Here is a 13,041-nt window from a genome sequence, read left to right on the forward strand (position 1 = left end):
GCGCAGGCAGATGATACGCCATGGCTTGCTGGCGCGTCAAATCGCCGCACGGGGGCATCAGAGACTCTGCGCTCTCGATCACCGCACCACTTCTTACCACCAAGCTTCCAAGGCACCCAGGGGACAAAAGGGGACGAATACCACGAAAACACGAAGGCGCAAAGGGAACAAGAAAACCAACTCACCACCACCAAGGCTCCAAGAGAAGGAAAGGCGGTAGAGCCGGGCGAGATACCACCCCTTTCACCATGCGGCGAAGATGCTGCTCGCGCAGGCTGGCCATATGCGCGAACACCAGCCGCCTGCGAACAGCACGGGAATGCTCCGAATTGGGGTTCGAAGGGGCAACGCCCCTCACATGGTGTCACTTTCTCTGGCGGAGCATTCGGATGCGGCACATGATGAGAGAACGCGTGCCAGGCCATGCACCGCATGGAAGATTCTCGATCTCACCCACCCGGCCCATGCGGCGAAGGTGCCGCTCAGGTCAACTGGCCATATGCACGAACACCAGCTGCCCGATTCCGGCATAGGAATGCTACAAATTGGGGGTTTCGAAGGGGGCAACGCCCCCTCGCGGGGTTCCTAGGGGCTGGCCCCTAGGCGCTGCCCGCGCAGGGCATCCACCCACCAAACATCGACCAATGCCATCGCTGATGGAAAAAACGCCCAGCGCCGACAGGAAAAGTGACACCATGTGAGGGCAACGCCCCTCGCGGGGATCCAAGGGCACGGAGCCCTTGGTGCCGCCCGCACAGGGCATGCACCACCAACCAGAAACAACCACTCTTAACAAAGGCGCACCCAGCCCCGACCTACGCAGAGCTTCCCCCAACCTACACAGAGCTTCCCCCAACCTACACAGAGCTTCCCCCAACCTACACAGAGCTTCCCCCAACCCACACAGAGCTTCCCCCAACCCACACAGAGCCTCCCCCAACCCACACAGAGCTTCCCCCAACCCACACAGAGCCTCCCCCAACCCACACAGAGCTTCCCCCAACCCACACAGAGCTTCCCCCAATTTTTGCCAAAGAATCACCGGAAACCCTTCAAAAGTGACACCATGTGAGGAACAGCATAGGCCCCGTAGCGCACCGCAGGGCTTATGAGTTCGCTCTGATGACGTTTCGCTTGGCGGTGATCGGGTTTCTTCCCTTCGTGTCTTCGCGCCTTCGTGGTATTCGTTCGCTTTTTGTCCCTTGGTGTCTTGGTGGTAAAAACATGCGCTGGCGACCGAGAGCGCATAGGCCCTGTAGCGCGTCGCGCCGGGCCTTCCGCCACCCGAACCCCCGTGCTATAATCTGCCCCATGGATCTGCAGAGCAAGCTCGACATCCTGGCGCCCGCAGCCCGCTTCGAGGCCTGCGATCAGCACCACCAGCCCGGCAGGCGCTACCGCCCCGCCAAGGCCACCAAGGCCACCTGGGACGACCGCGCCATCGACGCCGAGGCCGGGCCGCCGGGCCGCGCCCTGCCCACCATGCGCCTGCTGATGAGCAGCCGCTGCGAGTGGGACTGCCCCTACTGCCCGCTGCGCTCGGCCACCGACGCGCCGCGCGCCGCGCTTGAGCCAGAGGAGCTGGCCCAGGTGGTGCTGCCCCGCATCCAGCGCGGTGCGGCCCAGGGGGTGCTGCTCTCCACCGGCGTGGATGGCGACGCCCGCCGCGCCACCCAGCGCATGCTCGATGGCGTCGAGCACCTGCGCACCAAGGCCCGCTTCGAGGGCTACCTGCACCTCAAGCTGCTGCCCGGCGCCACCCGCGACGAGGTCGAGCGGGCCGTGCGGCTCGGCAGTCGGCTCAGCATCAATATCGAGGCCCCCACCGCCGAGCGCCTAGCCCAGCTCTCGCCCAAGCGCGACTGGTATGCCGACGTGATCGGCCCGCTGATCTGGGCGCGCGACTGGCAGCGCGCCGGGCTGCTGCCCAGCGGTATCGCCACCCAGTTCGTGGTGGGCGCGTCGGGCGAGAGCGACCGCGAGCTGCTGGATACCACCGCGTGGCTCTACCGCAGCCTGGAGCTGCGCCGCGTGTACTTCGGCGCGTTCCGCCCCATGCCCGGCACGCCCCTGGCCGAAAACGCCCCCACGCCCCTGGCGCGCGAGCAGCGCCTGAAGGAGGCCGACTGGCTGCTGCGCCACTACGGCTTCGAGAACCGCGAGCTGCCCTACGACACCGGCGGCAACCTGCCGCTGGGCATCGACCCCAAGCTGGCATGGGCCATCGCCCACCCCGAGCGCTTCCCCGTGGAGATCAACACCGCCGACGCCGCCCTGCTGATGCGCGTGCCTGGCCTCGGCCCCGTGAGCGCCAGCCGTATCATCCGCCTGCGCCAGCAGCACCGCTTCCGCGAGCCGCAGCAGCTGCGCGGGCTCGGGGCCATCGCCACCCGCGCGATCGACTTTGTGCTGCTCGACGGGCGCTTCTTCGGGCGCGACAGCGAGGCCCGCGCTCGCCACTACACGGCCCCACCGCCACCAGTGGCCGAGCAGCTCAGCTTATGGTAGGCTTAGGGTAGCCCGGATACATCGTCACATCAAGAGAGCACCCCCTATGGAGCCTGCGCCCCACCGAGCGATCTCCCTTGCCATGATCGGTATTGGATCTGCGCTGATCTACATCGCCGCGGCGATGGAGTTCCCGCTGTTCCGCTACTATGCCATCCCGCTCGCCAACCTCGACCGCATCACCCGATCCGATCCGCGCGCCGGGGTGACGATCAGTGTGTGCATCCTGCTGCTGTTTGGCGGCTACGCGCTAGGCGCTATCACGCTGGGCTGCTGGCGGCCCGAGGGCCGCGCCGCCCTGCTGGTGCTGCTGCCGCCAGCGATCTTCGCCATCACGCTGATCTTTGTCTACCCCACCACCTCGCTCGATATCTACGACTACCTGTTTCGCGGCAGGATGGCGGTGCGCTACGGGGCCAACACCTTCATCCAGCCCCCCGCCGAATTCGCAGCCGACCCGCTGCTGCGGGCGAGGCCGTTCCGCTTCATCCCCTGGAACCACGCGGTTACGGCCTACGGCCCGCTGTGGGAGCTGCTCAGCCAGATGGCCGCCATGGTCGCGGGCGAGCGCCCCGGCCCCATACCGCGCCACATCGACCCATGGCTCCAGCACCTGATGCTCTCGTACAAGCTGCTGGGGCTGGGCGGCTACGCGGCGTGCGGCGCGCTGATCTGGGGCGCGCTGGGCAGGCTGGCCCCCGAGCGACGCTGGCAGGGGCTGTACCTATGGCTGTGGAACCCCCTGGTGCTCTGGGAGTCGGTGGCGGCGGCCCACAACGACGCGTGGATGGCCGCAACCCTGGTGGCCGCCGTGTGGGCCATCGGCTACGCCCGCGAGCGCGACCCCGAGCAGATCATCCTGGCCGCCACCGGCGCGTTCCTGGCCCTCACCATGGGCGGCCTGATCAAGTACATCGCGCTGATCTTCGGCCTGGTGGTGCTGGCCTCGGCGCTGAAGCGGCTTGAGAACCGGGGCGCACAGCTGGCGCTGCTGCTGTTCGGCGGGGCCGCATGCGCGGCGCTGGTGTTCTGCGCCTACCTGCCGTTCTGGCAGGGGATGGAGACGCTGCGCAACTTCAGCGACCGGGGGTCGCTCTTCAACTCGTCGTGGCTCACCGCGCTGGCGCTGCTGCTCGGCCAGCTGGGCGTGCCCCAGGGCACCGCGCAGCAGATCGCCTCGGCGCTGGGCGCGGGGCTGCTGGCCGAGGGCGTGGCCTGGGCGGCGTGGCGGGCCTGGCGGCAGCCCGCGCGGATGGCGGCCCACTTCCTCTGGCTCACGATCTGGTTCCTGTGCGTGGCCAGCGCCTGGTTCCAGCCCTGGTATCTGGTGTGGGCCATGGCGCTGGTGTCCATCCAGCCCCAGCGCCTCCGTGCGCTGGTGGCGGTGGTGCTGTTCTGCCTCACCGCGATGCTGAGCTATGTGGCGGTCTCGTTCCTGATGCCCGCGCTGGGCTGGCGGGCCGACAGCGTCGCCTGGAACCTGCTGCTGCCCACCCTGGTGTTCGGGCCGCCGCTGCTGGCGCTGGGGCTGCGCCGCGCCGCGCCCGCTGGCACGCGCCCGCCCCAGCCCGGCCCGGCCCGCGAGGCGCAGGCATAGCAAAGGGGGCGAGGCCGTGCAGGCCTCGCCCCCTTCTGCACATGCGCTAGTGCTGGTCGCCGCCGCTCTTCAGCGCCGCGATCTGGGCATTCAGCTCGGCGATCTTGGCCGTCAGCTCGTCGATCTCGCGCTTGCTGGGGATATTCAGCCGCCCGAGCACCTGCTCGATGCCCTGCTCGATCTGGCGATTCAGGTGCGTGCCGCCCTGCTCGGCCTCGGCCCGCGTTGCGCGCAGCCGCTGGCCCAGCTCGCTCGTCAGGCGCTCGCCCTCTTTCTGGGCCAGCTCGCCGCGCTCCACCAGCTGGTCGATCACCTTCTCGGCCTCGTCGCGGGTGATGGCCACCGCGCCGATGCTGGCCAGCACCAGCCTGCGCACGCCATCGAACAGCGAGGGCGCGTGGCCAGCGGGCTGCGCGGATGTCACCTTGACCTCGACTTCTTCGCTCATTGGTGTCGCTCCTTATCTCTGCCGCATAGGCTATCGGCGGTATGACGCAGTGCGTTATACGGCAGTATAGCACGCCGCCTAGGCCGAGTCAACGGCCCGATGAAAGCGGGGCAGCTTGCTTTCTCCTGCAAAATATCTACACCGCGCTCGCATGTCTTGCGCTATGATGAGCAAGAAACCGGCAAGCATGAAAGAGCAGGAGCTATGACATACCGACTTCTGGCGCTGGATCTGGATGGGACGCTGCTCGACCAGCGTATGACGATCACCCCCGCTGTGCGGGCGGCGGCCAAGGCCGCCAGCGAGCGCGGCGTCACCATCACCATCGCCACCGGGCGCACCTTCCGCGCCACCCTGCCCTACGTCGAGGCGCTGGGCGTCAGCGGCCCCGTGATCTGCTACCAGGGCGGGGCGATCTTCGACTCGCAGAGCGGGGCTATGTCCAACCCGGTGTATGTGCCAGCCGCGCTGGCCGCCCAGGGCGCGCAGATGATGCTTGAGCGCGGGCTGTTCTGCCTGATCTACGCCGACGAGAAGATCTATATCGCCGACGACACCCGCCCCGAGCTAGCCTACTACCGCAGCTTCCACCCCGAGGGCCTCGACCTGGTGGTCGCGCCCGACCTGCCCGCCGTGGCCCACCACGCGGGCGTGCTCAAGGTGCAGTTCACCGCCGAGCCAGCGGTGATCGACCGCTTCCAGCCCGACTTCCAGGCCGCCTTCCAGGGCCAGCTGGATGTGCTGCGCTCGCACGACCACTACCTTGAGCTGATCCCCCAGAACATCAGCAAGGGCACCGCCCTTGAGGCGCTGGCCCGCGATCTCGGCATCCCGCGCGAGCAGGTGATGGCCATCGGCGACCACATGAACGATATCGAGATGATCCGCTGGGCCGGGCTGGGGCTGGCCATGGGCAACGGCGCGCCTGAGGCCCACGCCGCCGCCAAGGCCGTCATCCCCACCGTGGCCGAGGACGGCGTGGCCTGGGCCATCCAGCGCTACATCCTCGGCTAGGGCAGCCCACCCGAGCGCACGATCGTGCGGGGGGCCATGTGCCCCCACCGCCCCATGGTTATGGTTACAGTCTAGAGACAGGCATTTTCTATCATGCAGTAGGTGAAAGCCCCTACCCTATGTACGCCGGGCGCGTACCATAGCTACCTGGCGCGCGGAAAGACCATCCCATGACAGAATCACCCCAGGAAACCTACGAGATCGAGCTTCAGAACGCATCATTTCAGTGGCAGCTTGGCCAGGGCCAGCTCCACTTCTTTGGCCTGCCCGCCGTCCTTTTCTGGCTCAACCCCTCCATGCTGGACATGCTTCAGCCCTTCGCCAGCGAGGTCGGCACCCCGCTCTTCCGCCTGCTGATCGCCGAGCGCGCCAGCCGTGGGACCGACTCCGACTACCACGCCATGGTCACCACGCTCGGCAGCACCTTCGAGGAGGGGTTTCTTGCCTGGGGCCGCGCGGTGTCCGCCGCTGGCTGGGGGGCCTTCGAGCTGCACCACTACGACACCCAGCGCCGCGAGGCCACCGTGGTGGTACGCAACCCCTGGGAGCTGCAGATGCAGCAGGGGCAGGCGCAGCAGTGGGGCTGCCCCTTCCTACAGGGCAAGCTGATCGGCATCTTCTCGCATGCGCTTGGTATCACATGCTGGGCCGACGAGGAGTTCATCGACGTGGAGGGCCAGCCTGCGGTGCGCTTCCACCTCCGCGCGTCGGCCACTACCATCACCGGCGAGATGGCCCGCCTGCGCGAGCAGCGCATCCGCCACGAGCAGCAGCACCTGGCCGCCGAGATCCAGCGGGTCGCGCAGCAGCTACAGGAGGCGCAGCAGGAGCAGGTGCGCATCCAAGAGCAGGCGCTACAGACTCAGGCGGCGCTGATCGCCGAGCTGTCGACGCCGCTCATCCCAATCACCGACCATGTGGTGATGATGCCGCTGATCGGGCATATGGACTCGCAGCGGGCGCAGCGCGTGATCGATACGCTGCTGCAGGGTATCTCGCAGCAACAGGCGGCCTTTGCCATCCTCGATATCACCGGGCTACCGATTGTCGACACTGGCGTAGCAAATATCCTACTGCAGGCGGCGCAGGCCGTGCAGCTGCTGGGCACCACCATGATCATCACCGGCATCCGCCCCGAGGTGGCGCAGACGCTGGTGGGGCTGGGGGCCGACCTCGGCAAGATCATCACGCTCAGCTCGCTGCAGAGCGGCATCGCCTACGCGCTTCGCCAGACCAGCTAGCCATCATTTCAACCACGCTCTCTGAACCAGAGCGATGAAGAGGACGATCGCCCTATGAGCGCTCAGCTTATCCACAGCAGCATACCGGCCCAGATCTTCAAGGCCCTGTTCGAGCAATCGCCCATAGCATCCAGCCTGTTCGACCGCGAAGGGCTGTTTGTGGCCATGAACGCGGCCAACGCCCACATCTTCCAGTTGGACCCGCAGCAGGTGCTGGGGCAGTTCAACATGATCACCGACCCACAGCTGGCCGCCGGTGGCTCCGCCGAGCGCCACCGCCGCGTGATGGCGGGCGAGATTGTGGTGGTGCCTGCGCACTCTTTTGATGCGCGGGCGGTAGGCGGGGCCGAGGAATGCTGGGTCGAGGCGATCTACGCCCCGCTGCGCGATGCCGAGGGTGTGGTCACGCACCTCATGGCCTTCCTGCGCGATGTGACCCAAGAGGTGCAGCAAAATAAAGAGATCGAGCGGGCGCGCAGCGAGATCCAGGCCCAGCAGTCGATCATCGAGTCGCTGGCCACGCCGGTCATCCAGGTGTGGGATGGCATCCTGGCGATGCCGCTGGTGGGCGCGATCAACAGCCAGCGTGCGATGTACATCACCGAGACGCTGCTCACCGCCATCTCGGAAAACCAGGCCGACTGCGCGATCATCGACATCACGGGCATTGCGGTGGTGGATACCCAGGTGGGCTTCTACATCCTGCAGGCGGCCCAGGCCGCCAAGCTACTAGGCTGCGATGTGGCGCTGGTGGGCATCGGTGCCGAGATCGCGCAGACGCTCATCCATCTGGGCATCGATATGCAGTCGATCACCACGCTGGCAAACCTGCAGGCAGGCATCGAGTGGGCTTTCATACGCCACGGCATGCGCGTGGTGTGCGATAACGCCTAGCGGACGACACGCAACCGACACAGCGACACCCCTAGGCGCAGTGCCGCCCAGGGGTGTTGCTATGTCGAGGCCAAGCGGCCTATGGGGCGGCGCTGCGGCTGGCCTGAGCGCCCAGCAGGATATAGCGCAGCCCCATGCTGAAGCTGGCCTGGGCATCGTCGGCCTCATCCCGGCCTGCGATCGCCGCCGCCAGCGCGGGGTGGTGCGGCCCCGCCGCCTGAAGCTGGGCGAGCGTGTCGGGCGCTGGCCCGGCCTGCTCCTCGATCACAAAGCCAAAGGTGTAGCTCACCACCGTTTGGCAGAGCCAGCGCGCCTCGTCGAACGAGAAGCCCTGGGCCTGCAGCGTATCGATGATGCATGCCAGCAGCTGGGCAAGCGTGACAGCGCGGTGCAGGTGCGCCCCAGCCACCACTCGCCCGCCCTCGCGGTAGGCCAGCATGGCCCGCCGCAGCCGATGCGCGATTGCGGCCAGCCAGCCAGCCCAGGCCAGCCCTGGCGCTGGCGGCTGCATGTCGGTGAACTCTTCGGCCAGGATGGTGTTGGCCATCTCATCAAGCAGATCGTGCTTGTTTTTAACATGCCAGTACAGCCCGCCCACATGCACATCGAGCCGCGCCGCGACCTTGCGCACCGTCACGCCATCAAGGCCATCGCTATTCAGCAGCTGCAGCGCAGCCGCCACAATCTGTGCGCGTTGTAGGGTCATAGTACTTGACAGTATAGCATCAATGGTCTATCTTGAACATTGTTCAATTGAGCACTGTTCAACTTCTAACCATCGCACAGCATTTGGAAAGAGGGGTCTGCATGGAAGATCTGAAGAAACTGCTGCACAGCGCCGCAATCACCGATCTGCTCAACCGCTACTTTGTAGCGCTGGATGAGCGCCAGTTCGAGCCAGCGTCTATGCGGCAGATCTTTGCCGAGGGCGCGCTGGTACAGCGGCCCAACCGCACTACCATGCGTGGGCCAGAGGCGATCGGCCAGAGCCACAGCCAGAGCTTCTGCCGCTTCCGCGCCACCCAGCATCTGCCGAGCGGCCATATGATCACGCTCACCAGCGACGCTACGGCCCAGTTTCGCGTAAATGTGGTGGCCATGCACCTCTGGGCGGCGGGCGCGGGCGACCCAAGCGCCAACCCAGACGATAACTATTTTCTGGCCGGTGCGGTGCTAGAGGGCGAGGCCGCGCTCGGGCAGGATGGCTGGCGGATCGTGCGGCAGAGCAGCCGCGCGGTCTGGCGGCAGGGCACTGGGTTCCAGCAGATGCTGGCCACGCAATAGGCAGGATGGGGAAAGAAAAACCAAGAACCCCGCCCAGCAACGCTGAACGGGGTTCTCTTTTTGGTGCCACAGCCCGGGCTCGAACCGGGGACCCTAGCATTTTCAGTGCTATGCTCTACCAACTGAGCTACCGTGGCAAAATGCTTACTGGTGGGCGATGACGGGCTCGAACCGCCGACACCCTCGGTGTAAGCGAGGTGCTCTACCAACTGAGCTAATCGCCCTTTTTGGTTTGGTGCCGAGGAAGGGACTTGAACCCTTACGAGATTGCTCTCACTACCCCCTCAAAGTAGCGCGTCTGCCAATTCCGCCACCTCGGCACAACGTTGCGTATTATACACAGGTCGCTAGGGTTTGTCAAATCGGGCGCAACAAGCGCATGCGCGCCAGCGTCGGATGCGCATGCGGAGGGATCTTGTAGTATAGTTCCCCGCACACAGCGCTATTCATTCCACGTGCGCGCCAGCGGGCAGCCGCGACCGCGCCTGAAAGGAACGACCTTGGCGATAAGACAAAAAGACGATATGCGCCGACTCGGCGCTATTCTGCTTCTGGGTGCGGCGGCGGGCTTTGGGGTGCGCTATGTGCTCTCGCGGCCAGTGCCGAGGGCGGCGGGGCAGTCGCCCCTGGTCGATTGGGAGCAGGCCCGCAGCGTGGCGCTGCGGCTCTCGCGCTGGGAGCAGGCCCCGATCGACAACCGCGCCGCCCGCCGCGACCAGTACGCCCGCCTCGTGGCCCAGAGCGAGCCGCTGATCGCCAGCTATATGGGCGTGGATCTGCCCGCCCCCGTGGACAAGCTGTTTGTGGTCGACCGGCGCGACTGGATGCTGGCCAACTTCACCTCGTTCCAGTATGTGCTGGAGCCGGTGGAGGAGCTGTACACCCAGGTCGCCCGCCAGCAGGCCGCCAGCACCGTGATGGGCGCAATCAACCGCAAGATGATCGGCGCGCAGATGGGCGTGCTGCTGGGCTTTCTGGCCCAGCGGGTGCTCGGCCAGTACGATCTGAGCCTGTTCTCGCCCGACCCCGAGATGCGCGGCTCGCTCTACTTTGTTGAGCCGAACATCCAGCGCGTGCAGCAGCAGCTGGGCCTAAGCGACGAAGAGTTCCGCCTGTGGATCGCGCTACACGAGACCACCCACGTCTTCCAGTTCGAGGCCTTCCCGTGGGTGCGGCCCTACTTCAACCAGCTGCTGCGCGAGTTTCTGGGCGGCGTGTCCGACCAGCTCGCGGGCATGAAGCAGGGGCTGTCGCACCTGGCCAGCCAGCTGATGGGCGGCAAGGCCGACCGCGAGCACTGGATCGAGGCGGTGCTGACCCCGCAGCAGCGCGAGGTGTTCGACCGCATCCAGGCGCTTATGTCGATCGTCGAGGGCTACTCGAACCATGTGATGAATGCGATCGGCGAGCAGCTGCTGCCCAGCTTCAACGAGATCGAGCGGCGCATGGCCGAGCGCAAGAAGACCCGCCCGCTGTTCGAGGAGCTGTTCAATCGGATCACCGGCATGGATCTGAAGATGGCGCAATACCAGCAGGGCGAGGCCTTTATCAACGCGGTGGTGGCCGAGCGCGGCGTGGCCTTCGCCAACCGCGTGTGGGCGCGGCCCGAGAACCTGCCGACCATGCGGGAGCTGCGCAACCCCCAGGAGTGGATCGCCCGCATCGAATCCTAACTACCCATCGAACACCAAAAGAGCGGGGTGGCGCACGCCACCCCGCTCGGCATTGCCGCGCGGGCGCTACAGCGGCTGGCCGCCCGCCTCGGCGGCGGCGGATGCCAGAAAGGCCTGGAGCAGCGCCACCAGCGGCTGGGCCTCGGCCCGCGCGGCCTCGCTGCACAGCTGCTGGGGCAGCGAATCTACGTGCCGCCGCAGCTGCCCCAGCGCATCGGAAAAGGTGTGGTAGCGCGTGTCGCGGCCCACCTTGCTGACAGTGCGCAGGATGCCGACCGCGCCCAGCAGCTCCAGGATGTCGGCGTCGTGCAGCAGCACGCCCTCGAAGCTGGCCGGGCGCTGGTGCGGCAGGTGGTGCGCGATCACGTGGGCCACGGCGTCGATCTTCCCAGGCGGGAAGCCCCACTGTCCAAGCAGCCCTGGCACCACCTGCAGCGCGTAGGCCACATTGTCCCAGCTGGCCAGCTCGTGCGGGTCGGCGGGGCGGTGGCCCAGGAACACGCCGATGTCGTGCAGCCAGGCGGCGGCGTAGAGCACATCGTCGTCGTAGGGCTGGCCCTGGGCCAGGCGGGCGGCGCGGGCATAGAGGCGCGGCTGGTGGCTGTACTTGTCGGGGGGCAGCGCCTGCTCGCGGATGTAGGCGGCGATGCGCTGGCGAACGTCGCTCATTGCCGCGCTACCTCCGCTGCTTGGCCAGGCTGGCGCGGGCCAGCTGCAGCCCCGAGCTAGCCTCATCGAGCGTGGGGTCGAGCTTCAGCGCGAACTCGAACGACTTGGCCGCATCGGCGGTGCGGTCGAGCTTCAGCTGGGCCAGGCCGTAGCGCGCCCAGCCGATCGCCGAGCGCGGGTCGAGCTTCAGCGACTCGCCCAGCTCTTTGTGGGCGCTCTTGAACTGGCCCTGGGCCATATGGATGTCGGCCAGCAGCCGCCACGCCTTCGAGTCGAGCTTATCGTAGCGCAGCGCGGTGGTGAGGCACTGCTCGGCCTCGCGGGTAAACCCGTTTTTAAACAGCAGCCCGCCGCGCTCGCGCCAGAGGCCAGGCGAGTTCGGCGTGTACGACAGCCCTTTGTCATAGGCATCCACCGCCTCGCGCGGGCGCATCATCGCCGTCAGGATCTCGCCCTTCACCTGGTAGAGCTGGCTGAACTCGTTGCGCCCCCCGGCGCGCTTCAGGCCCTGCTCCACATCGCCCAGCGCCTCCTGGTAGTGCCAGAGCTTCAGCCTCGCCCGCGCCATGTTCAGCCAGACCGCCGAGCCGGAGTCGCTGAGGGCGACCGCCTGACGGAAGCAGGCCAGCGCCTCGCGGGCCTCGCCCAGCTCCATATGCATCATGCCGCGCTCGTTCCATGTCTCGCGGTCGGCCCCCACCGCCTGCGTCCACACCGCCGTGTAGCGCTCGCCCTTGATCTTCATGCGCAGCTGCTGTAGATCGCGCTCGACATCCTGAAAGCGGATGTAGCGCTCGGTGGGCTGCTTGAGCAGGCAGCGCATGATGATCTCGCTGGCCGCCGGGTCGAGCAGCGGCTGGAACTCGCGGGGGTCGAGCGGGGTCTGGCCCTGGTGCATGCGGATGATCGACTCGTCGTGGCGCGAGTCGAAGGGCAGCCTGCCGGTGAGCAGCTCGTAGAGCATGATCCCGAAGGCGTAGATATCGCTCCAGCTGTCGGGGCGCGGCGGGTGCTCGAATAGCTCGGGGGCCATGTAGGGCAGCGTGCCGCCGATGGTGGTGGCGAGCTTGCCGCGAAACACGGGCGAGGAGCGCTGCTTGCCATCGCCGCCGCCGCCATGGGCGCTGGGCAGCACGCGCGCTAGGCCAAAATCGGTAACCTTGGCCTGGCCATCGAGCGTCACCATGATGTTGTCGGGCTTGATGTCGCAGTGGATGATGCCCGCCTGCTCGACCGCGTAGCCCATGCCCCAGCAGATCTGGATGGCGTAGTCGAGTGCCTCGTGGGTGGAGAGGTGGCGCACCAGGGTGCGCAGCGGGCCGCCGTGCACGTACTCGGCGACGACATGGGGCTTGCCCAGAAAGTTCTTGAGATCGTAGGCCCGCACCACGTTGGGGTGGTGGCCAAGGCGCATCCATAGCTCGGATTCTGTGCTGAATCGGCTGATCGCCTCTTCATCCCACAGAAACTTGTTCTGGAACGTCTTGATCACCACGCGGCCACGGCGCTGGCGGTCGTAGGCGATGTAGACAATGCCCATGAACCCGCGCCGCACCTGCTCGATCTCGTAGCGCTGCTCAAGCGTATCGCCCACGTTGAACTCGCGGCCAAGCTCGACCCGAGCGCCTTTTTGGGGGCCATTCCTGGCGAACCAGCGTCGCATCATAGCGCCTCTGTATGCGTTAAAACCAGCGTAGAATCGTATGATAACAC

Annotated in this window: 11 protein-coding genes and 3 tRNA genes; 7 read left to right on the top strand and 7 right to left on the bottom strand. The window is 66.5% G+C overall.

The window, feature by feature from the left end; all coding sequences use genetic code 11:
* Positions 1 to 1,311 precede the first annotated feature (1,311 nt).
* On the top strand, positions 1,312 to 2,508 hold the full coding sequence (locus tag F8S13_11025) for a radical SAM protein (protein KAB8143528.1): 1,197 nt from the start codon (positions 1,312 to 1,314) through the stop codon (positions 2,506 to 2,508).
* 46 nt (positions 2,509 to 2,554) lie between these two features.
* Complete coding sequence (locus tag F8S13_11030; GenBank protein ID KAB8143529.1) at positions 2,555 to 4,105, top strand: hypothetical protein; 1,551 nt, start codon at positions 2,555 to 2,557, stop codon at positions 4,103 to 4,105.
* 46 nt (positions 4,106 to 4,151) lie between these two features.
* Here the strand turns inward: F8S13_11030 and F8S13_11035 are convergent, their stop codons facing one another.
* Complete coding sequence (locus F8S13_11035; protein KAB8143530.1) at positions 4,152 to 4,553, bottom strand: poly(hydroxyalkanoate) granule-associated protein; 402 nt, start codon at positions 4,551 to 4,553, stop codon at positions 4,152 to 4,154.
* Positions 4,554 to 4,652: 99 nt separating this feature from the next.
* On the opposite strand from F8S13_11035, the gene F8S13_11040 reads away from it, so the two are divergent.
* From F8S13_11040 to F8S13_11050, 3 genes are all read left to right on the top strand, one after another.
* The gene (locus F8S13_11040) at positions 4,653 to 5,567 is read left to right on the top strand and encodes an HAD family phosphatase (GenBank protein KAB8143531.1); all 915 of its coding nucleotides are present in this window, start codon (positions 4,653 to 4,655) and stop codon (positions 5,565 to 5,567) included.
* A gap of 170 nt (positions 5,568 to 5,737) precedes the next feature.
* Positions 5,738 to 6,808: an STAS domain-containing protein gene (locus tag F8S13_11045; GenBank protein KAB8143532.1), complete on the top strand. Its 1,071-nt coding sequence runs from the start codon at positions 5,738 to 5,740 to the stop codon at positions 6,806 to 6,808.
* A 54-nt stretch (positions 6,809 to 6,862) separates the two neighbouring features.
* On the top strand, positions 6,863 to 7,702 hold the full coding sequence (locus tag F8S13_11050; GenBank protein KAB8143533.1) for a PAS domain-containing protein: 840 nt from the start codon (positions 6,863 to 6,865) through the stop codon (positions 7,700 to 7,702).
* Between the two features lie 79 nt (positions 7,703 to 7,781).
* On the opposite strand, the gene F8S13_11055 is transcribed toward F8S13_11050, so the two are convergent.
* The gene (locus tag F8S13_11055) at positions 7,782 to 8,408 is read right to left on the bottom strand and encodes a TetR family transcriptional regulator (protein KAB8143534.1); all 627 of its coding nucleotides are present in this window, start codon (positions 8,406 to 8,408) and stop codon (positions 7,782 to 7,784) included.
* Positions 8,409 to 8,509: 101 nt separating this feature from the next.
* Between F8S13_11055 and F8S13_11060 the strand changes: the two genes are divergently transcribed.
* Positions 8,510 to 8,986 (top strand): nuclear transport factor 2 family protein, encoded by a 477-nt coding sequence (locus F8S13_11060; protein KAB8143535.1) that lies wholly within the window; start codon positions 8,510 to 8,512, stop codon positions 8,984 to 8,986.
* A 61-nt stretch (positions 8,987 to 9,047) separates the two neighbouring features.
* Here F8S13_11060 and F8S13_11065 read toward each other — a convergent pair.
* From F8S13_11065 to F8S13_11075, 3 genes are all read right to left on the bottom strand, one after another.
* A tRNA-Phe gene (locus F8S13_11065) sits at positions 9,048 to 9,123 on the bottom strand.
* A gap of 11 nt (positions 9,124 to 9,134) precedes the next feature.
* Positions 9,135 to 9,210 (bottom strand) — tRNA-Val (locus F8S13_11070).
* 9 nt (positions 9,211 to 9,219) lie between these two features.
* Positions 9,220 to 9,306: transfer RNA gene (locus tag F8S13_11075), tRNA-Leu, on the bottom strand.
* Positions 9,307 to 9,510: 204 nt separating this feature from the next.
* Between F8S13_11075 and F8S13_11080 the strand changes: the two genes are divergently transcribed.
* A complete protein-coding gene (locus F8S13_11080) occupies positions 9,511 to 10,659 on the top strand; it encodes a zinc-dependent metalloprotease (protein ID KAB8143536.1) in 1,149 nt (382 codons plus the stop codon).
* Between the two features lie 66 nt (positions 10,660 to 10,725).
* Here F8S13_11080 and F8S13_11085 read toward each other — a convergent pair whose 3' ends face one another.
* Positions 10,726 to 11,328, bottom strand: coding sequence for an HD domain-containing protein (locus F8S13_11085; GenBank protein KAB8143537.1), 603 nt, complete (start codon positions 11,326 to 11,328; stop codon positions 10,726 to 10,728).
* 7 nt (positions 11,329 to 11,335) lie between these two features.
* Entirely contained in the window at positions 11,336 to 12,994 is a 1,659-nt protein-coding gene (locus tag F8S13_11090; protein ID KAB8143538.1) for a protein kinase, read from the bottom strand.
* Positions 12,995 to 13,041 lie beyond the last annotated feature (47 nt).

Source organism: Chloroflexia bacterium SDU3-3 (assembly GCA_009268125.1).
Taxonomy (GTDB): Bacteria; Chloroflexota; Chloroflexia; order Chloroflexales; family Roseiflexaceae; genus SDU3-3.